The organism is Frateuria sp. GZRR33 (genome assembly GCF_051900425.1).
Taxonomy (GTDB): Bacteria; Pseudomonadota; Gammaproteobacteria; order Xanthomonadales; family Rhodanobacteraceae; genus Frateuria_A.
Genome location: NZ_JBHZGK010000019.1, coordinates 1 through 19,560, shown reverse-complemented (window position 1 = coordinate 19,560; position 19,560 = coordinate 1). Strand labels below are relative to the sequence as shown.

22 protein-coding genes are annotated in these 19,560 nt (G+C 66.6%); 9 read left to right on the top strand and 13 right to left on the bottom strand.

Annotated features, from left to right (window positions below):
• Window positions 1–388: 388 nt before the first annotated feature.
• The gene (locus tag ACFWZU_RS16000) at window positions 389–1,501 is read left to right on the top strand and encodes a right-handed parallel beta-helix repeat-containing protein (protein WP_439702515.1); all 1,113 of its coding nucleotides are present in this window, start codon (window positions 389–391) and stop codon (window positions 1,499–1,501) included.
• Between the two features lie 79 nt (window positions 1,502–1,580).
• Here the strand turns inward: ACFWZU_RS16000 and ACFWZU_RS15995 are convergent, their stop codons facing one another.
• Window positions 1,581–1,850, bottom strand: coding sequence for a hypothetical protein (locus ACFWZU_RS15995; RefSeq protein WP_439702514.1), 270 nt, complete (start codon window positions 1,848–1,850; stop codon window positions 1,581–1,583).
• Between the two features lie 21 nt (window positions 1,851–1,871).
• The gene (locus ACFWZU_RS15990; RefSeq protein WP_439702513.1) at window positions 1,872–2,384 is read right to left on the bottom strand and encodes a hypothetical protein; all 513 of its coding nucleotides are present in this window, start codon (window positions 2,382–2,384) and stop codon (window positions 1,872–1,874) included.
• Between the two features lie 339 nt (window positions 2,385–2,723).
• Between ACFWZU_RS15990 and ACFWZU_RS15985 the strand changes: the two genes are divergently transcribed.
• Complete coding sequence (locus ACFWZU_RS15985; RefSeq protein WP_439702512.1) at window positions 2,724–3,218, top strand: hypothetical protein; 495 nt, start codon at window positions 2,724–2,726, stop codon at window positions 3,216–3,218.
• 162 nt (window positions 3,219–3,380) lie between these two features.
• Here the strand turns inward: ACFWZU_RS15985 and ACFWZU_RS15980 are convergent, their stop codons facing one another.
• Window positions 3,381–3,983, bottom strand: coding sequence for a hypothetical protein (locus tag ACFWZU_RS15980; protein ID WP_439702511.1), 603 nt, complete (start codon window positions 3,981–3,983; stop codon window positions 3,381–3,383).
• 545 nt (window positions 3,984–4,528) lie between these two features.
• On the opposite strand from ACFWZU_RS15980, the gene ACFWZU_RS15975 reads away from it, so the two are divergent.
• Window positions 4,529–5,644, top strand: a complete 1,116-nt coding sequence (locus tag ACFWZU_RS15975) for a right-handed parallel beta-helix repeat-containing protein (RefSeq protein ID WP_439702510.1) — start codon at window positions 4,529–4,531, stop codon at window positions 5,642–5,644.
• Between the two features lie 72 nt (window positions 5,645–5,716).
• On the opposite strand, the gene ACFWZU_RS15970 is transcribed toward ACFWZU_RS15975, so the two are convergent.
• On the bottom strand, window positions 5,717–6,916 hold the full coding sequence (locus tag ACFWZU_RS15970) for a sensor histidine kinase (protein ID WP_439702530.1): 1,200 nt from the start codon (window positions 6,914–6,916) through the stop codon (window positions 5,717–5,719).
• A 198-nt stretch (window positions 6,917–7,114) separates the two neighbouring features.
• The gene (locus tag ACFWZU_RS15965) at window positions 7,115–7,294 is read right to left on the bottom strand and encodes a hypothetical protein (protein ID WP_439702509.1); all 180 of its coding nucleotides are present in this window, start codon (window positions 7,292–7,294) and stop codon (window positions 7,115–7,117) included.
• A 341-nt stretch (window positions 7,295–7,635) separates the two neighbouring features.
• Between ACFWZU_RS15965 and ACFWZU_RS15960 the strand changes: the two genes are divergently transcribed.
• Together ACFWZU_RS15960 and ACFWZU_RS15955 are read left to right on the top strand one after the other, a co-directional pair.
• On the top strand, window positions 7,636–8,856 hold the full coding sequence (locus ACFWZU_RS15960) for a PQQ-dependent sugar dehydrogenase (protein WP_439702508.1): 1,221 nt from the start codon (window positions 7,636–7,638) through the stop codon (window positions 8,854–8,856).
• Window positions 8,857–8,912: 56 nt separating this feature from the next.
• Window positions 8,913–9,167: a hypothetical protein gene (locus ACFWZU_RS15955; protein ID WP_439702507.1), complete on the top strand. Its 255-nt coding sequence runs from the start codon at window positions 8,913–8,915 to the stop codon at window positions 9,165–9,167.
• Between the two features lie 93 nt (window positions 9,168–9,260).
• On the opposite strand, the gene ACFWZU_RS15950 is transcribed toward ACFWZU_RS15955, so the two are convergent.
• The 5 genes from ACFWZU_RS15950 to ACFWZU_RS15930 form a co-directional block, all read right to left on the bottom strand.
• Complete coding sequence (locus ACFWZU_RS15950; RefSeq protein WP_439702506.1) at window positions 9,261–9,647, bottom strand: hypothetical protein; 387 nt, start codon at window positions 9,645–9,647, stop codon at window positions 9,261–9,263.
• Between the two features lie 94 nt (window positions 9,648–9,741).
• Entirely contained in the window at window positions 9,742–10,401 is a 660-nt protein-coding gene (locus ACFWZU_RS15945) for an energy transducer TonB (RefSeq protein WP_439702505.1), read from the bottom strand.
• A gap of 175 nt (window positions 10,402–10,576) precedes the next feature.
• The gene (locus ACFWZU_RS15940; RefSeq protein ID WP_439702504.1) at window positions 10,577–11,161 is read right to left on the bottom strand and encodes an energy transducer TonB; all 585 of its coding nucleotides are present in this window, start codon (window positions 11,159–11,161) and stop codon (window positions 10,577–10,579) included.
• A 197-nt stretch (window positions 11,162–11,358) separates the two neighbouring features.
• Window positions 11,359–12,183, bottom strand: coding sequence for a GIY-YIG nuclease family protein (locus tag ACFWZU_RS15935; protein WP_439702503.1), 825 nt, complete (start codon window positions 12,181–12,183; stop codon window positions 11,359–11,361).
• A 58-nt stretch (window positions 12,184–12,241) separates the two neighbouring features.
• Window positions 12,242–12,793, bottom strand: coding sequence for a hypothetical protein (locus tag ACFWZU_RS15930; RefSeq protein WP_439702502.1), 552 nt, complete (start codon window positions 12,791–12,793; stop codon window positions 12,242–12,244).
• Window positions 12,794–13,012: 219 nt separating this feature from the next.
• Here ACFWZU_RS15930 and ACFWZU_RS15925 point away from each other — a divergent pair, with 219 nt between their 5' ends.
• Window positions 13,013–13,897 (top strand): diguanylate cyclase domain-containing protein, encoded by an 885-nt coding sequence (locus ACFWZU_RS15925; protein ID WP_439702501.1) that lies wholly within the window; start codon window positions 13,013–13,015, stop codon window positions 13,895–13,897.
• Between the two features lie 245 nt (window positions 13,898–14,142).
• On the opposite strand, the gene ACFWZU_RS15920 is transcribed toward ACFWZU_RS15925, so the two are convergent.
• Entirely contained in the window at window positions 14,143–15,171 is a 1,029-nt protein-coding gene (locus tag ACFWZU_RS15920) for an alpha/beta hydrolase (RefSeq protein WP_439702500.1), read from the bottom strand.
• Window positions 15,172–15,469: 298 nt separating this feature from the next.
• Between ACFWZU_RS15920 and ACFWZU_RS15915 the strand changes: the two genes are divergently transcribed.
• Complete coding sequence (locus tag ACFWZU_RS15915) at window positions 15,470–16,327, top strand: PA4780 family RIO1-like protein kinase (protein WP_439702499.1); 858 nt, start codon at window positions 15,470–15,472, stop codon at window positions 16,325–16,327.
• A gap of 740 nt (window positions 16,328–17,067) precedes the next feature.
• Window positions 17,068–17,889 carry a hypothetical protein gene (locus ACFWZU_RS15910; protein WP_439702498.1) on the top strand — a complete coding sequence of 274 codons (822 nt, stop codon included), beginning with the start codon at window positions 17,068–17,070 and terminating at the stop codon, window positions 17,887–17,889.
• 128 nt (window positions 17,890–18,017) lie between these two features.
• Here ACFWZU_RS15910 and map read toward each other — a convergent pair whose 3' ends face one another.
• Entirely contained in the window at window positions 18,018–18,764 is a 747-nt protein-coding gene (gene map / locus ACFWZU_RS15905; RefSeq protein WP_439702497.1) for a type I methionyl aminopeptidase, read from the bottom strand.
• Between the two features lie 100 nt (window positions 18,765–18,864).
• Window positions 18,865–19,176 (bottom strand): hypothetical protein, encoded by a 312-nt coding sequence (locus ACFWZU_RS15900; protein ID WP_439702496.1) that lies wholly within the window; start codon window positions 19,174–19,176, stop codon window positions 18,865–18,867.
• A 246-nt stretch (window positions 19,177–19,422) separates the two neighbouring features.
• Between ACFWZU_RS15900 and ACFWZU_RS15895 the strand changes: the two genes are divergently transcribed.
• Window positions 19,423–19,560, top strand: a 138-nt coding sequence (locus tag ACFWZU_RS15895; protein ID WP_439702529.1) for a transposase, incomplete at its 3' end; no start/stop codon positions are given.

Here is a 19,560-nt window from a genome sequence, read left to right as displayed (position 1 = left end):
TTTAGTTAGGTCAATACCTAAGTTTTAGTTCGATGCCGACGCCCTCCCGGTCGTCACCAGATACACCGTCCATCCCTGGGTCGGCCTGCAACACACGGCACCCGTGACACGCCGGGCTCTTCCGCGCTTTGGCGTGACGCGGTTCACGTTTCGCGCAGGGCCCTTCGGGCGCATCCGGGGGTGTTGTGCCAACCCGGTCATAAATCTGCCGTTCAGGTCCTCCTGTCGAGCTTGCTCAGCGATGTGAAGGCTGTGCATTTTTGTCGTGAGCTTCGCGTGACGAAGTTTTCCCGACAACACGATCTGAGACCTGCCTTAAATGAACGTTTTCCTGAAAAACCAGAAGCTTGCGACCGTTTCTCGTGCGTCCGTCTCCACGAAGCGTTTTGTGAAGAAGCCGTTGATGCTGGCGTTCGCCGCGCTGGCCCTTTCCGCCGTCGCCGCCCCCGCGTCCGCCGCCAACTGGTGGAATCCCAAGCCGCACACGGTCATCGGCGCCGCCTATGTGGACGTGCACAAGTTCGGCGCCCTGGGCAACGGCGTGCACAACGACACCGCCGCCATCCAGGCCGCGGTCGACTCGCTGCCCGCCACCGGCGGCACCGTCTTCATCCCGGCCGGCCACTACATGGTCAACGCCACCAAGTCGATCAAGCTGCGCTCGCACACCCGCCTGAAGCTGGACCCGGCCGCGACCCTGGAAGTGATCCCGACCAGCGCCGGCCGCTACATGCTGATCCAGGTCTACAACGCGACCGACGTGCGCGTGGTCGGCGGCAACCTCATCGGCGACCGCGCCAGGCACAAGGGCACCACGGGCGAGTGGGGTTACGGCATCAACGTCACCGCCTCGAACAATGTCGTGCTGAAGAACGTCAAGATCTCCAACTTCTGGGGTGACGGCATCTGGATCGGCGCCAAGGACGTCAAGCGCGTGCACGTGCGTTCGGACTACGTCACCGTCAACGGCGTCGTGTCGAGCAACAACCGCCGCCAGGGCCTGTCGATCGGCCCCGCCCAGCACGTCTACATCGTCAACAGCACCTTCCAGAACACCAACGGTACGGCGCCGGAGGCGGGCATCGACATCGAGCCGATGAGCGAAGGCAACACCAACACTATCCGCCTCGAGAACAACACCTTTGCCGGCAACAACGGCAACGGCATCGAGATGCACGCCCACATCTCCGACATCGCCATCGTCGGCAACACGATGAAGGGCAACCGCGGCTTCGGCGTGCTGGGCGTGTCCGCCCCGTTTGTCACCGTCACGGGCAACACCATGACCGGGAACGGCCTGGCGGGCGTGCGCCCGAGCGGCAAGTCGCACGACTGGTCGATCACCGGCAACACGCTCAAGTACAACAGCACCCGCTACATGTCGGCGACCAGGGACGGCGGCTCGCTGAGCCGCGACCTGCAGTTCGGCGCGAACGTGTACAGCATCAAGGTGTCGAACAACATCTTCTCGAACGCCAAGTACAACACCTACACCCGCTAAGCAGCGTCAGTGTGGGCCGGGGGCAGCCATTCGGCTGCCCCCTTTTTTTTGGCGCTCGAAACGGGCGACCGTGCGCGGATCAACCGTGCCGGAAGGGCCGAACGAGGTCGTCGAACGCGGGCAGCTGTATGCCCTCCCTCAAACCCTCTTCGTACTCCTCGCGCAGGGAGTCGAGGATGCCGTCGTACTGCTCGAGCATCTCCTGGATCTGCATGCGGTCCTCGACCGCTTCGTCCGTGGGCTCGCCTTCGTGCGCCCCGCTCGCGCGCAACTCGAGGGTGAGGTCACGGATCTTGGCCGCCAGCAGCGGGATGACCACTGCCAGATCGCGTTCACTGATAGCTCGCATGGGCGTTGCCTTGTAGATGGATCAGGAATGGCGGAAGGACTGCTTGCCCGCCTCGACCGCCTTGGCCAGGGCCAGGCGTGCCAGCGTGTCCAGGGCGCCTTCGTATGCATCCAGGCGCATCAGGTTACGACAGCAGATCGAGTGATGGCCGGGGTCGTTGCGCGTGGGCGTCGGCTTGACATCCAGCGAATCGGGCACGGACGTGCCCTCGGGCACCAGGAAGTAGAACCACCCGCTGTATCCGAAGCCGCCGGGCGCGGTGCTGACCGAAACGCCTTCCTTCCAGCTCACTTCGGCCCGGTTCTGTGCGTTCCGGTCCTCGACGCCACGCACCCAGGTCACGCCGGCGCCGTCCTTGAACGTGGTGACGTCAGGCGCGCGGACCGACCCGTCCTTGCGCGTAAAACCCACGTAGTCGGGGAGCAGGCTGCCCTTGCCCTCCTCCGAGCGGAAGGCTTTTTCCTTGCTGGTCACGGTCTTGCCCCAGCGGGAGGACTTGCAGGAACGGTAAAGATCGACGGGAACATCTGCCATGAAGCATCCTCGGGTCGATGGAAGCCGCCTCCAGAGCGGCGATTTGTCCGGGTGCGCACGAGGTATGTTCCTGGCCCCTGCGATCGCCCGTGCATGCAGGGACAGCCAGAGGCCGCCTCCCCTGTGAAGTGCGTAAGGAGCACTCACTTCCGGTCATCCTCGCGTTGGCCACCCGGCACGGTCCACGTGAATCGGCCGCCGCGGAACGTGCGGTGAGCCCCGCCCTCGATGGCACGAGAAGGCCGAGGCTGCCTTCATCGCGGTTCGGCGCACAGGTCACATGGCCCCGACCGCGTGTCCTGCAATCTCGGGAACACCCGATCCATGAGGACGAGCCCGATGGACCTGCGAGCGAACAATGAACCGGCCCGGCTCATGGTCGGCGCGCTGGTGAGCGGCACCGTGGCGAGCCTCGTCTCGGCCGCCGCCCTGGCCGTGCTGGCCCGGGCCGAAGGCAAGGGCGCCGTGCAGCCCGTCAATGCGACGAGCCACTGGCTGCACGGGAAGGAAGCCGCGCGGTATCGCGGCGCCGATGCAGGACACACCCTGGTCGGGTTCGCCACGCATTTTGCGTCCGCGGTGTTCTGGGCGCTGCCCTTCGAGTTCTGGCGATCCAGACGCCGGCCCTCGACCGCCGGCGCGCTCCTGGCTGGCGCCTGCGTGACCTCCGCGGTCGCCGCTGCCATCGATTACGGTGTCACGCCGAAACGGCTCACCCCGGGTTGGGAGCTGGTGCTCAGCAAGCACTCGATGGTCGTGACGTACGCGGCCCTGGCGCTGGGCCTGGCCTCGGGTGCGAAGCTTGCGCAGGCCCTGGTCGGCCACCGGGATTGATACGCCAACGCGTCCGGTGTGGACGCGTTGGCAGAGGGGCCGACCTTCCTGGCCGGTTGATGGATGTCCCCGAACACCATGGCTGGCTCTTGGCCTTTCTACCGTCCCATCTGATCGGCATCGACCCGAAAGCGTGTCGTGCGGCCCGCCAGCCGTTCGGGCTCAGAGCTTCTGCGCGTTCATGAGGACGGCCATGTTCTGTGCGCGCAGCCTGGCCAGTTCGTCCTGGCGCGACTTCAGCGCAGCGGCGAGGTCAGGCTCCAGCCCCGCGTAGGGATCGGACTGCATCTTCTGCGCCTGCGCGGCATCGCCCATCTTGGCCATCATGGCGTTCATGTCCGACGTGCCCAGCACGTGGTCCACGGTGTCCTTGATGAAGTTGTAGCGCGCCCGGTCCACGCCCGCCGCCTGCGCGCCGGCTTCGGTGACCTCGACGCTCGTGAGCTCCGCCAGCGCCGTGATTTCCGCGGTCTGGTCATTGGCCGCCTTGGCCTTGGCTGCCTTGTCACTGGCCGCCTGGCGCATCTCGATCTCCTTCTGCATGCCCTTCGCATAGGCATCCAGGTCGCTCGCCTGCAGCGGGCGTGCCGGATTGGCCGCAGGCTCCGGTGCCGTCGGAGCGGCTGGCGCTTGCGGCGGCGGCGGGGCTTCCGTCGCGGCCTGGGAGGCGCCGGCATCCGCCTGATCGTCGGGCGTGTTGCCATGACCGCAGGCGCCCAGCGTGAGCGCAAGCAAGAGAACGGTGCAGTGACGGGCCAAGCGCATGGTCGACTCCCTGGTTGGTGTGGTCATGGGTCGCAGCAGTCTATCCAAAAGCGGCGTGCGGTCAGTCCGCCCGCAGCCGTCGGTGCCGCAGGCATGCAGGGCGCGGGTCGCTCCGGTTCCTGAAGGCGTCGAAGCATGGCAGGTGCGCCAGCCGACGGGCGGTCACGTCCGCAATGGCCTTGCCATCCAGCACCCGCACCTGCGCGAGCTGTCTTTCTGGTCCGATCGGCCTCTACGGTCCACGGGCGAGCGAGGCTGGCATCCCCTTGTCTGGTTGTCCTCCTGCGCGTGTGTGACGCGGTCCCATCCGCCCGGAGGGAGCTGCGGGGCGACCCGGCACTTTCTGCCAACGTGGTCATGAAATCGTCGGTTCGGCTTCCTGCCGAGCTTGCTCAGGGTTGTGACGATCACGCATTTTTGTCGTGAGCTTCGCGTGACGAAGTCTTTTCCCGACAAAGACCCGAGACGGCCACAAAATGAATATTTCCCTTAACAAACAGAATCTTGCGGAGGTTTCTCGTACCTCCGTCACCGCGAAGCGCGTCGTGAAGAAGCCGTTGATGCTGGCGTTCGCCGCGCTGGCGCTCTCCGCCGTCGCCGCGCCGTCGTTCGCCGCCGATTGGTGGACCGCCATGCCCAAGCCGGTGATCGGCCAGACCGCCACCGTCGACGTGCGCACCAAGGGCGCCCTCGGCAACGGCGTGCATGACGACACCGCCGCCATCCAGGCCGCGATCAACGCGCTGCCGACCACCGGCGGCACGGTCACCATCCCGGCCGGCCATTACATGATCAACGCCACTAAGCCGATCAAGCTGCGCTCGCACACCAGCGTGGTGATGGATCCGGCCGCGACGCTCGAAGTGATCCCGACCAGCGCCAGCCGCTACATGGTGTTCCAGGTCTACAACGTGACCGACGTGAGCATCTCCGGCGGCAACCTGCTCGGCGACCGCACCAGGCACATCGGCACGACCGGCGAGTGGGGCTACGGCATCAACATCACCGCCGCGACCAACGTGCTCGTGCAGAAGGTCAACCTCGCCAATTTCTGGGGCGACGGGATGTGGATCGGCGCCAAGGACGTCAACAAGGTGCACGTGCGTTCCAATTACGTGACCGTCGATGGCGTCGTGTCGAGCAACAACCGTCGCCAGGGCCTGTCGATCGGCCCGTCGCAGCACGTCTACATCGTCAACAGCACCTTCCAGGGCACCAACGGCACGCTGCCGGAAGCCGGCATCGACATCGAGCCCATGACCGAGGGCCAGACCAACGCGATCCGCCTGGAGAACAACACCTTCGCCAACAACCACGGCAACGGCATCGAGCTGCACACCAACATTTCCGACATCGCGATCGTCGGCAACACGCTGAAAGGCAACTATGGCTTCGGCGCGATGGGCATCGGCGCCGGCTACGTGACGTTCACCGGCAACACCGCGACCCAGAACGGTCTGGCGGGCGTGCGCCCGAGCGGCAAGTCGCACGACTGGCTGATCACCGGCAACACGCTCAAGTACAACAGCACCCGCTACATGTCTGCGACCAAGGAAGGCGGCTCGCTGAGCCGCGACATCCAGTTCAGCAAGGGCTGCTACAACATCTCCGTGTACAGCAACCTCTACTCGAACTCGAAGTACAACACCTACACCCGCTAAGCGTCACCGACTTCGGTCCTCCCCGGGCAGCCCAAGGGCTGCCCTTTTTTTGCCCGCCTGGAACCTTCCGGCTCATGGCTCGGCCTGGGCCGCCGCCTCCGTCCCCGTCGCTTTCCCGTGCGGCAACCTCACGGTGAACGTCGTCCCCTCTGCCGCCGAAGAGCGTGCCGTGATGGATCCGCCGTGGGCCTTGGCCACCTCGCGCGCGATGAAGAGCCCGAGGCCCAGGCTCGTGCCCGAACGCGTGACGCCATCCTCGCCGGTCAACTGCACGAGCGGCCGGAAGATCGACTCCAGCTTGTCGGGCGGAATCGGCTCGCCCTGGTTGGTGATGTCGACCACCAGCGCATCCGGTCCGATCCAGGCCTGCACGGTCACCGCCGCGCCTTCGCGGCTGTGCCGGCCTGCATTCACCAGCAGGTTGAGGAACATCTGGTAGAGGCGGGTCGGGTCGTACCGACCGACCAGCCCTGGCGCCGACTGCAACTGGTAGTGATTGCCCGGGTAGGTGGCCGTGGCGTCGGCGATGGCGGACTCCAGCACCTTGCGCACGTCGCATGCGGTGGGTGCCATCGGCAGCCCCTCGTCCAGTTGCGTGCGGGTATAGCCGATGAGGTCCTCGACGATATGCCCCATGACCGAGGCGCCACGGGCCAGGTTGGCGCCGATCTGTGCCACCTTGTCGGGCGGCACCCTGCCCTGCGCGAGCAGGTCGCCCGCCAGCAGGATGCCCGTCAACGGCGAGCGCAGATCATGGCCCAGTACCGCCAGGAACAGATCGCGCGTCTGGTGGGTTCGCTTGGCGTAGCTGATGATCGACTCGGCCAGCGCCTGGTCGATGCCTTCGTTGAAACGCATCAGGTCGCGCACCGTCTGCGGATCGTCGCGCGGCACGTGCGGCAGCCACAACCGCAGGACCGTGGCGCGCAGGGCGCGGAACTCGGCGCTCAATTGCAGCAACGTGAAGTTCCTGGCCTGGCGCTGGCTGCCGTGTTCCGAAGCGGCGGAGTCGCCTGCGCCGGCATGCGTCCCCTGCCCCTCGGACTTCAGGCGCTGCTCTTCGGGAGTCTGGCTTTCCCGCATGTCCCGCGCGATATCGGAGAGCATGCTTTGCGCATGGTCGCGCAGGACACTCTCGGGCAGATCGCTTCCCGCCGGCGCCACCTTCCGGGCGAATGCATCCCACTCCCGGAGGATCTGGTCCATGTGGGCAAAGATGAAGTCGGACAGCTTCAAGGATGAGCTCCACGATCGGAGATATCCGGAAAGCATGCCCACGGGGATGTCCACGCGATGCCACGAGGGCGTATCCGCTTGCCCTGCGCGGTTGCAGTCGCGCGGGTGTCGGGGATCGCGCCGCCACGCCCGTGGTCACGACGTCACATCCCGCGCCGGGAAAGGGACGGAGGCAGGGGGCAGGATCGGAGCCGCCTTGGAAAAGCTGAAGCGCGGTGGCCTCGGGGTCAGGCGTCAGCCGGCGCCGCCACCTGCGGGATTGTCCGCACAGGCCGCGTGCCCGCACTCGCAGAACGGCCCCTCGGCCCGATCGGTGCTGGCGGCCTCGCGGCAGAAATCACTGCAGTACTGCTCGCCGCTGCGAACGGTGCAATCGCAGGCGGCGTGACCGCAGCGGGTTTCATTCTCGGACATGGTCGTGTCTCCATCAGGGCGGCTGCAGGGCCGCGGGGAAAGGCGGTGCGCACGCCTCCATGCCAGGTACGGCATGGGCGGAAGCAGCGGTTCCACAGCGTGCGGCATGCCCGGTGAAGGGCAGGCCCAGGAAGCGCACAGCGCACATGACAGCAAGCCAGCGTGCGGCAGCCAGGCGGATGGACATCTGCGGGCGACGACCTCGGCCGCATGGGCCTGCGACCCGTACGGGATGCCCGTGCGACACATGGCCGGGCCTCCGAGCAGGCAGCGGCGTCACGCGACAATGGCAACCTGACACTAAGATGTCTGCCGCTCCTTCGACTCAAGGAAACGTGCAGATGATGAAGCTGGCAACCGGGGTCTTTCTTGCGGCGCTGCTGACAAGCGCTGTTCATGCGCAAACCAACGCGGGGGAACAGAAAGCCGATCCCGGCCTGCCCTTCACCATCACCAAGGTGGCGAGCTTCGACCTGCCCTGGCGCATCGCCTTCCTGCCCGATGGCCGCATGCTGGTGACCGAGAAGGTCGGCCGCGTCGACCTGGTTACCCCGCAGGGCGCCAAGACCAGGCTCGGGGGCGTCCCGCCCGCCTATGTGGAAGGCCAGAACGGCATGCTGGGCGTGTTCCTCTCGCCCCACTACGCCACTGACCACAACGTCTACCTCACCTACGTCGCCCCAGGCGACTACGGCGGTGGCCTGACACTGGGCCGCGGGCGGCTGGTGCTCGATGGCAAGCAACCCCGGCTCGACGACTTCAAGGTGCTCTGGCGCCAGATGCCCACCGGCAAGGGCGGCCAGGCCGGCGCGCAGATCGCCTTCTCGCCGGACGGAAAGTATCTCTTCCTCACGGTGGGTGACCGCCAGCGCTTCACGCCCGCGCAGGATCCCGACCAGCCGGTCGGCAAGATCCTGCGGTTGACGCTGGACGGCAAACCCGCGCCCGGCAACCCCTGGGCCGGCAAGGTGGGCGCACGCACCATCCCGCTGATCGACCCGGCCGAAGACACCGAGAAGGCCAAGACCGCGCCGGTGGTCAGCACCTATACGTTCCCGGGCCCCAACCTGACACCGGCCGAAACCTGGGCCACCGGCTTCCGCACGCCCTATGGCCTCGCCTTCGGTCCCGACGGCCGGCTGTGGGAACTCGAGCATGGCCCGCGCGGCGGCGACGAACTCAACCTGGTCAAACGCGGCAAGAACTATGGCTGGCCGCTGGTCTCCTACGGCGTCAACTACAACGGCGTTCCGATCCCCAAGCCCGACACACGGCCGGACCTGGTCAAGCCGGTGATCTACTGGGTGCCGGTGATCGCGCCGGGCAACCTGATGTTCTACAAGGGCAAGGCCTTCCCGGCCTGGAACGGCAGCGCCCTGATCAGCGGCCTTGCCAGCGAGGCCATCATCCGCGTCACGTTCGACGGCAAGGGCGGAGCGACCGCCGTCAACCGCTGGGACGTGGGCAAGCGCGCCCGCGATATCGAGGAAGCACCCGACGGCACGCTCTGGATGCTCGAAGACGCGGCACCCGGCGGCCTGTATCACCTCACCCCGAAATGAACCGCCAATTCGGGTAGCCTTCCGACCCGCCCCTAACTCAAGCGAAACCGACAGCCATGGCCGAGCGCGCGTTCGACAACTACCTTGCCCGCTCCGGCGCCACCCTGGAAGGCTCGCGCTACTCCGCCTGGCTTGCCATCACGCCGCGCGGCCACGGTTTTCCGGCGTACTACGCCATTTGCGAAAACCGCAGCTTCCGCGACAAGGACATTGCGGAAGCCGCCGCCGCGAAGGCGCTGGCCGACATGACGGGACTGGAGGAGGACGGCACGCCGATCTTCCCCGAGGACTACACCGGCTTCGACGACTGAGCGTGGTGGTGGACGACGTCCACCCCACGGCCTGCCGCACACGTTGTGCCGCCCAGGCTGTTAGGGGCCGTGTGCCATCGGCCCCCTTTCCGGCTAACCGCCTGGCAGGATGAGGAACAAACCCATCCAGCTTGCGACGTACACCGCCGTGGCAATGCCTAGGATCTTCAGGCAGCTTTTTCTCAGGGTAATCAGGAAGACAGCCCAAGCGATCGCCGCGACCGCCAGCGGCAGGGCCTGGGTCGCGCCCAGGTAGACGAGGTAGTAAGGGGGTACGCCATAGGGTGTCCCGGCGAAGGCCGTCGCCAGCATGGCGCTGACCACGATCGGAAAGGCCGCAAAAAGGCCACCGACCACCACCAGCAAGCGCACGAACCAGCCGATCGGATGCGGCGGCGTGGCGAAGACTCCGTTCGGCGGCGTCTGTGAACCGCGCGCCGGTTCGGTGCGCTCCCGATCAGACCCTGGCAGTGGGTTCATCCAATCCTCACTGCGGTCAACTGGCCGCGCCTAGGGTGCCACCACAGGCAAACGGTGAGCGCCACCTGCACTGGCAGCAATCCTCGAACGCAAATCAACGTCCGACCGCGCTGCCGGAGGCGCCGCCGTCCCCGCCGGTTGTGCCGTTCAGGCCGAAGCTCACCGGCAATTCGATGGACGTGGCCACCGGCTTGCCGCCCACCCACTCCGGCCTGGCCTGCATCGTCTGCATCGCCTTGCGGGCAGCCTCGGCGAAAAGGCGCGCCGCGCGCGGGGTGTTGACCACGTCGTGCTGGGAAAGCTCGGCCTTTTTCAGCTCGATGTCGGTCACGCTCCCGTCCGGCTGCACGGTGGCGGACATGATGACCGTTCCCTCGGCGCGGGCACGCATCATTTCCGGCGGAAACACCGGGTTCCAGGTGAACCTCAGGCTCGGCCCGTTCGACAAGACATCGATGCGCATTCCGTAGTGCTCGTTGTCCTGCGGCACGAGCACCAAACGCACCCTGGCGTAAGTCCGGGCCGTCACCGGCGCGCCATCGCGGACGGGCGCCTTGAAAGTCCAACCGTTCGCCGCTTTTTCCAGTGGCGCCACGAACGGCGGAGGCACGCCATCGGGCAGCGTGACGTGCTCGACATGCCCCTGCGTGTCGATATCCAGTGCGAGGTCGTACCGGAAGCGGCGCTCGGCCAGTTGCGCGCAGGCAATTCCCATACTCCCAAGCAACAACAAAAGTGTCATTACTCGCTTCATGGCAGCGCACCGGCAGCGTAGAGGTTGGCAGTTGCCTGTCCGTGTGCAGGCCAGACTCCCGCGGACAATAAGACCAAAGGCCATCGGGCGGACATCGCCCGCCTCGCGTGTGGGAAGAAGGCCAGCATCGGGATCATCGCATGCAGCCTGGCCGGCTCCCGCTCCCGTTGGCGCATCAGGCCGCGGGCGCGATATAGAGCCCTACAGAAAGCAAAAAGACACCGCCGAGCACCACCGCCAGGCTGCGCCTGGCCACGGACCAGTGCACCGCGACGAAAACCGGGTACGTGACGATCCACGCCGCCACCATGCAGGAGAGCCAGAGGATCGAACGACGCTTGGCCAGCACGACGGACCAGACAAACCCGAACAGCCAGACCAGGCTTCCGAGCAGACACATGAGCGAGCCGGCGATGCTTGCCGCCGATGGCAGCGCCATGCGCCCGGCCTTCCTGTCCAGCCGGAAGGCGACAGGCACCAGGACACGCTGCGCCACCGGCTCGCCCTGCCGCGTGGCTGGCCGAAACGCCCAATGGGAAACGCTTCGGAGCGCCGCTTCGTCCAGGCGTGCATGCCCGCTGGACTCGTGGATGCGCGCATCGCGCACCCGTCCGCTCGCGTCCACCTCCAGTGCCACCATGACCGTGCCTTCCTCCCGGCCGACACCGCGGAAGCAGGGTACTGGACTGGCGCCTCGGCGACCGAGGGGATGCTCGAGCCCCCGGCCGTTTGCGCCCACAGTTGAGGACTCAGCAGCCATAGAGCGACTAACGCCAATGCGCGGACCATCATGATTCCCCGGGACATACGGGTCCCAGTGAAGCAAAGCAACGGACGAATGCAAAGGGCTTTGACTCCGCGTCCATGGGACCGATGAACCGGCTTCTTTCGCGAGCGGTCTCACTTGCTGCGCGCGAGTCATTCTCGGATTCGATTGAACTGGTTTCATTATCGGATTCAATTTCCATTGAGTCCGAACTCCCGAGTCAGCAACTTCTGTTTCCACAGGCTCTCCTGGGCGAGGACTTCCTTCTCCGTCGCATTGCTCGCGGCCACCTCCAGCACGCTGACCTCATAGTCGTGCCCCGCGACCTGCTTCAGATCCCGGTTTCCGCCGTGCCCGTTGGCCTGGTACGAACGCCACCGCTGAAGGAACCCTTCGTTCCCGAGCGCGCTGCCGACATACAGCTTGCCTTCCTGACGCGAAACCAGGAGGTAAACGCCAAACGCGTGGGCCAGATGGGGGATCCACGGACGGGGCAGATCGTCCAGTCTCCGGACCGACCAGTGGAAGCGTGGGAAGCCAGGCCAGGGAAGTTCGTGCCGCTGCTGGCGGACCTCCAGAAGGGGCTTGGCCTGGTTCGCCGCCCGATGGACCCAGTTCCTGAACCCCGAGCCCCAGTCGACGATCACACGCCCCTCGTAGGATGCAAAGGATTCAACCTTCTCCATCGAGTAAAGGTGCGAGCCCAGCACCAGCCTGCCACTCACCGGGCACGTGCGGTCGGGATCAGTGACCACGTCCTGGCCAGTGACGAAGTAGAGCCCCACGAAGAGGGTTTCGCCCGTCAGTGGCACCACGACGCACGCGGCGACGTAATCGCCGGGCTTCCACACCACGTTCTTCTGGACACTCTGGTAGCGCTCGAAGGAGCCGTCGCCGCGCTGCCACAACGTGTAAGGCTCCACTTTTGCTGTGGAACGCTGGTCCTTGTGGCGCGCCAGTCGTGTGCGCTCCAGCGGAATCCGCGCCGCTTCGAGCAGGTGGTTGAAGGTCAGCAAGACGATGGTTTCCCGGCATTTCCCCGGAGCCATCGTAAGCCCTCATGGGATCTGAGGCTCAGGCCGCGGCGATGCGGGCGATCAGGCCCATGCCGGGAAAGACCCTGCCGGAGGCGTTGCGCGGGAGCGGTTTCGGTGCACGCGCCCACGTTTTCGGATCGGAAACCCCGCGCCACGGGTTCGCGGCCAGCCACTCCTCCACCGCTGCCTCGACTTCGGTGTCGTCCCTGGCAGCGGCCAGGTGTGGCTCCACGGCTACCAGGTGGCAACCGATCGCCCCCTTGGGAGGCGGGGCCGTGAGCCCCAACACGCGCCACGCATCGGCAATCATGTCTGACGATGCGGACGGCTCGCTGAGCGGCACCACGACCCCGACGACGCGCACGACCATTGCGAGGTGCGGGTCGGCAAGGATCTCCAGGTCCCAGCCGTCCGGGTCTTCGGCGTCGAAGGTGTTTCGGGCGGACCAGCCCAGAGCCTGCGCCGCCCGCGCGATCGCGTCGATCCGCGCATCCGGATCGAGCCACCACGGAACGGTCGTGGATGGGGTCGGGGAGGCATGCGCGTGCAGCGCCCAGGACCCGAGCAATGACGACAAGATGGAGGTCATCCGACCATGCCTCGCCAATGGAGGGGTGAGTGTAAGCGGAGTCCACGCAACGGCAGCAACCAACGAAGGCGCTGTCGCCTCCGCACGAGACCTCCCCCGCCCCCCCCCGGCCGGGATTCGTCAGGACGACCGGGCAAGGGGCAAACGTTCCTTCGGTTCCAGTTGCACCTCGATGCCCGCATGGTGGAACCTCAACCGGCCCCAGGCAGCGTGATCCCCATGGCATCCCAACTTCCCGCGCCCGACCAATTGCTCGACCTGATGCCCGATGCGCTCTGCGTGGTCGACACCGACGGAAAGGTCCTGTTCGTCAGTGCAGGCTTCGGGCGGATGCTCGGTTACAGCGCCGACGAGGTGGTCGGGCAGCCGATCTTCCGGCTGGTCCATCCCGACGACCGGGAGGCAACGATGCACCAGGCACAGGCGGTGATGAGCGGCGCGATCCAGCGGCATTACCGCAATCGCTACGCCCACAAGGACGGGCACGCCGTCGACATCCAGTGGTCGGCCTGCTGGCTGCCGGACTACGGTGTGCGCATCGGCGTGGCGCACGAAGTCACCGAGCTGCGCATGGCCGAGCGGGAGCTCGAACACCGCGCCTCCCACGATCCGCTGACCGGCCTGCCCAACCGCCATCGCCTGCAACACGAGCTGGAGTACGCCCTCACCCACGCCACGCGGACCGGAAACGGCCTGGCGGTGCTCTATCTGGACCTTGACGGGTTCAAGCACATCAACGACCAGCACGGGCACAAGGTCGGAGATCGCCTGCTCTGCGAGGTCGCGCAGCGCCTCCACGCGGGGTTGCGCCAAGGCGACCTGATGGCCCGCGTCGGCGGCGATGAATTCGTCGCGCTGCTGCCCGGCTGTGACGACGTGCGTGCCGCGCTGACCGTGGCCGAAGGCCTGCGCGCCAGCCTGAGGTTGCCCTGCCACCTGCCCGAGGGCGTGTTCCACCTCGACGCCAGCATCGGCGTCGCCTGTTTCCCGGACAACGGCAACGACCCGGACACGCTTCTGGCCTGGGCCGACCGCGCGATGTATGCGGCCAAGCGCGAGCGCCGGCGCACGGGGGAAAACGACCTGGCCCGGGATCAGGCGTAGCTGCGCGCCACGCGAGCTCGGCCGGGAAGCATCGTCAGACCCGGCCCAGCCGCGCCCGGGAACCAGCGGCGCCACGCCAGCTCGCCTTGTTGGGCTCTCCCGGGACGCGTGCCGCGACCGGCAGTTCCAGACCGGCCAGAGTCACGCGAAGCTGCGCTTTGCCGCCTGTTTCACTCGGCCCTTTGCCGTGACCGGACGACTCCGGGAGCGGTGGACCGGCGGACTTCGGCGAAGCTGCAGCGCGGTCAATGCGACGGCTGGGTCATCCGCTCCGGGCCCGGTTTGCCGGGCATGTGCCGCGCAAAAAAAGCCGCCATGGCGTTGTCCGCCTCCAGCGACGATATGGCGGCCACGTGGCCCTTGCCCGCTACCGGCACGAACGTCTTGTCGGTCGAGCCGGCGGCGGCGAAGTCCGCGCGCCCCTCGGCAATCGGGATCACCTCGTCTTCGGTGCCGTGCACCACCAGCAGCGGCCCGTGGAAGCGCTGCAGCTCCCGGGCGTTGCGGATGCCGTCCTTCACGGTCGCTGCGACCTCTACCGGCCTGTGCACCGCCCGCTCGACGTTGACGGCCAGCGCATCGACCGAGGCGAGTGGATCGAGCAGCACCAGCCCCGCGACTGAGGGCCGGCTGGCCGCGACATGGCTGGCGAACACCGACCCCAGGGACCAACCCACGACGTACACCGGTCGCCCTGCCGCCTTCTTCTCCGCCAGGTCGTAAATGGCCAGCGCATCCGCGCGTGCCTTCGCCAGCGAGATGGTGCCATCGCTGAAGCCGGTGCCGCGGTAATCGAAGGTGAGCAGGTTGAAGCCGAGCTGGGCGTGGAAAAGCCCGTCGAGGGCCTGCGTCCAGGCGTCGCCGATGGTCTCGTTGTTGCCGTGGAAGGTGACCACGAGCGGCGCGCCGGCCACTGGCGCGGGGTAGAACCAGCCGCGCAGCGCCACGCCATCGGACATCCTCAGCACGACCGACTCGCGCGAATCGTCGCTCGCCAGATCGGCCCACACGCGCGGCGGCAGGCGTTTGGCCGGATGGAAGAGGCGGGCGTCGTCAAACCGCAGCGTGCCGGATGCCGGCGCCTGCGCGGCCCGCACCGGGCCCAGGCCCAGAAGCAGGCAGCCGAGAGCAACGACAACGCGCACGCCCAGTTGCCTGCGCACCGCACCCCGATCTTCGCCACGGCGAAGAGCCGCACTTTTCATTGCAGACATGCTTTTCCCCCTCCGGAAACGCGGCCTGGATATCGACGCGCACCGTACCAACAAAGGCATCCGCGAATCCGTCCGCCTGCCCTGTTCCTTCCCGTGGCCCCTTCGTCCTGGTCACCGCCCATGCACACCCCCCGTTCGGCGGTGCCTTCGAGATACACGGTACTGCTGCGCGTTCCACTCCGCCGGCACGTATCGCGAAAAAAGCGCCAGCCCCACATTTTTCCCCGGCAGCAAGCCACTCTACCGCTTGAAGGTGACCCTGGCGGAACCAGGACAGCGCCGACTTTTTGAAAGCCACCTGTCCCCGGTTTCGCTGACCGGTCATACTTGCCGATTACCCGCACGCTAGCCTCGACGCATGAAGACCCCCACCGGTTTGCAGGAGCTGATCGACGACGGCGTGATCGACGCGGTCCTGCGCCCGCTCAAGAGCGGCAAGGAGGCGTCCGTCTACGTCGTGCGCTCCGGCGGCCATGTGCGCTGCGCGAAGGTCTACAAGGACATGGCCCAGCGCAGCTTCCAGCAGCGCGTGCAGTACCAGGAGGGCCGCAAGGTGCGTGGCAGCCGGCAGGCACGCGCGATCGGCAAGGCCACCAAGTTCGGCCGCAAGGAGGCCGAAGCGGCGTGGAAGAACGCCGAAGTGGACGCGCTCTACCTGCTGGCCGGTGCCGGCGTACGCGTGCCGCAGCCCTACGGCTACTTCAACGGCGTGCTCGTGATGGACCTGGTCACCGACGAGAACGGCGAGTCGGCCCCGCGCCTGGGTGAAGTGGAGCTGTCGCCCGAGACCGCCCGCGAGTACCACCGCGTCCTCATCCGGCAGGTCGTGCGCATGCTCTGCGTCGGCCTGATCCACGGCGACCTCTCGCCATACAACGTGCTGGTGGCGCCGGACGGACCGGTGATCATCGACCTGCCGCAGGTGGTCAGCGCATCGGGCAATAACGCCGCGCGCACCATGCTGCGCCGGGACGTCGGCAACCTGACCATCTGCCTCTCGCGCTTCGCGCCGGAACTGCTCGATACCTGGTACGCCGAGGAAATGTGGGCGCTGTTCGAACAGGGCGAACTGCACCCGGACAGCGAGCTGACCGGCCACTTCGAGTTCGACGAGAGCCAGGTCGACGTGGACAGCGTGATGCAGTCCATCATCGACGCCCGCGAGGAAGCGATCATCCGCCAGCAAGGGCGCGAAGCGGCGGAACACGGCGACTGATGCCGGCGCCCCTTTCTCCTCCCCCCTTTGGCCCGCGGTCAGGCGCCGCTTCAGGTAACCGCCACGTGGCTAGTTCAAGCTTCGAGGCCTGCCTGCCTCGCTGAGCCGCTGGACGCTTGGTGGGCCAGACCCCATTCCATCTGCTCGCAGCTGCTGCGCCACGTGGGCAAGAAAGCAATCACGAAATCATCAGTGCCGGTTGCCCCGACGCCCGCTAACCTGTCCCCTCCCCGACCGTGAAGGCCTAATGCGCATGAGTACACGCTGCGGGAACGCCTGCGCCGAGGACGATGCCACGCAGGCGGCAGCATCGCTGAACCGGCAGTGCGGCTGTTCCGTGGTCGCGCCGGCGGCGTTGCACGCACGCATCGCGCACACCCTTGAGGACACCGCCGGGCTCGACCCGACCGTGCACGCGCACCTGTTCGCAGCCCAGGCGCTGTTCGTCGACCGCGCCTCACTGGCGACCATGGAGCACATCACCCGTGCACTGTTCGCGGTCAGCCGCGTGCCGGCCTACGCCGAGCGCGTGCTCGCCCGGGCACCGGCCATCGCCCGGCACGATCCGCACTCGCCCGGCGGCGTGATCGGCCTGGACTTCCACCTGACCGAGCGCGGCCCGCGGCTGATCGAGATCAACACCAACCCCGGCGGCCTGCTGCTGAACGCCCTCGCGCTGGACGCAGTGGAGTCCTGCGTGCCCCACGCCTGGACTTCCCTGGACCCACACGGACGCCGTCGTGGAAGCCGGCACGCAGGCTTGGCTGGACGAAGCCAGGGCGCAGATCGGGCGCGCCCCTGCGCGCATGGCCATCGTCGACGACGATCCGCCGGCGCAGTTCCTTTACCCGGAGTTCCGCCTGTACCGGCGGGCGTTCGAGCAACGCGGCGTGCCGTGCGCGATTCGTGCGCCGACCGCGCTGTCCTGGGACGGGCACGCCCTGCGCGACACCGACGGCGTGGTGGACTTCGTCTACAACCGCCTGACCGATTTCGCGCTGGACAATCCCGCCTCCGCCGCACTCGCGGCGGCGTATCGCCAGGGCGCCGTGGCGCTCTCGCCCCATCCGCGCGCGCACGCCCTGCTGGCCGACAAGCGCAACCTGACCGTGCTCGGCGACCGCGACACCCTGCTCTCGCTGGGCCTGGGTGCGGGCGACGCCACTGTCCTGGCCGGCGGCATCCCGCCCACCGTCACGGTAACGGCGGACAACCGCGAGCAACTGTGGGCCGACCGCGCCAGCTACTTCTTCAAGCCGGCCAACGGCTTCGGCAGCCGCGGCTCGTACCGCGGCGACAAGCTTACCCGCCGCGTGTGGGACGCCATCGCGGGCGCGGACTACGTCGCCCAGGTCTTCGAGCCCCCCGCCGTACGCATCAGCGCTTCCGGCGTGCCGCTCAAGACCGACGTGCGCTGCTACGCCACCGAACGCGGCGTGATCCTCTTTGCCGCGCGCCTCTACCAGGGACAGACCACCAACATGCGCACGCCGCAGGGTGGCTTTGCGGCGGTGCTGACGACGCGGGCCGAGCCAGCGGGCGCCGACGGCGATCAGGACTGAGGCCATCCGGCAGCGTCAAGAAGGCCTCAGGTCCATTTGCCGGGGCGGGAAATAACATCCTTCCTGGCCAGATACGACGTCAGGAGCGCACTCTTACCCCGGTCTGGTTCTTAGGCGCCCGCCGTCCTTCAGTGCACGGTGACGACGATCGGCGCACCCCTGGTGATGATCATGGTGTGCTCGTACTGCGCGGACAGGTTTCCCTTTGCCCCTTCGAGCGTCCAGCCATCCGCGGCTTCGGCGACGACGCGGCTCCTGGTCGAGAGGAACGGCTCGATGGTGATGACCATGCCCTCGTGCAGGAGGCGGCGATCGGACGGATCGAAGTAACCGGGGATGTGCTCCGGCGCTTCGTGCAGCGCACGGCCGACGCCGTGGCTCGACAGGTTCTCGATCACCCTGAACCCGTAGGTCTTCGCTGTCCGCTCGATGGCGGCGCCGATCCCGCTGATCGGCCGGCCGGCCCGGGCCACCTTCATCGCTTCGCCCAGCGCGAGCCGGGCGGCGTGGCACAGACGGGTTTTCTGCGCGGTCGCCGGCGGCACCACGACGGTGCCGCCGGTGTCGGCGAAGTAGCCATCGAGCTCGGCGGAGACGTCCACGTTCAGCACATCCCCAGCCCGGATCACGCGGTCGCCGGGAACGCCGTGTGCCGCCTGCTCGTTGACACTGATGCAGGTTGCCCCCGGAAAGTCGTAGGTCAGCCGGGGCGCCGATCGCGCGCCGTGGCCAGCCAGCAGTCGCTCACCGAGCCGATCCAACTCGCCGGTGGTCATCCCGGGCCGGGCGGCATCGAGCATGCTCTGCAGCGTCAGCGACACAACCCGGCCAACCCGCTTGAGGGCGTCGACGTCTTCTTGCGATTCGATGGTCATGCAGGGTCTCCAAACGAGAAGGCTCGTGAGTATGCCTTGAACCCCGATGGCCAATCCGAGAGCGCCTCGCGCAGGCCCGGTTTCGATCTTTGCGGAGGGCTCACGAGCGGGTCAGCAACCAGACGATTCCGTGATACTCCGCGGCGATGCAGCAGAGCGATCCCAACGCGAACAGCAACAACCTCAAGACCGCATACAACGCATCCACCTCTCTATCCGGTGGTGCCCGCCACCCGAACCTGTAACCGTACATCTCGAGGCTGTAATTCACGATGCCGATACTCAACACGCAGTTGAGGAAGTCACGCCAACCTTTGAAGAAGACGCGCCCCAGAAAGATATACGTAGGGATATTGGCCGCGATGAGCACCAGAACGAGCAACAGCGGAAACTGGAAATCCGTGGCTTTCACGTGCATATGCATCCCTTACCTGATTTAAAGAACAGAACTTACGGGTAGCGCATAACCTTAAAAGTTGCCAGAAAGCGGGCCACTCGGCCAACCACAGTGTTGCTTTATCCGCACAATGCCAATCAATTTCGGGTCAGGGTGGACTTTAAAAGTGGACTCTGGCCCTGTTTTCCCTTCGCGACGTCCCCCCGCCTTTGAGTAGCACACCGGTTTGGAGTCCAATCCCCCATCCGAAGGAGATTGGACGTGAAGAAACTCTTTTCCGAAGAGCAGATCATCGGCTTCCTGCGTGAGGCGGAAGCCGGCATGGCGGTGAAGGACCTATGCCGCAAACACGGCTTCAGCGAAGCCTCCTACTACCTGTGGCGCAGCAAGTTCGGCGGC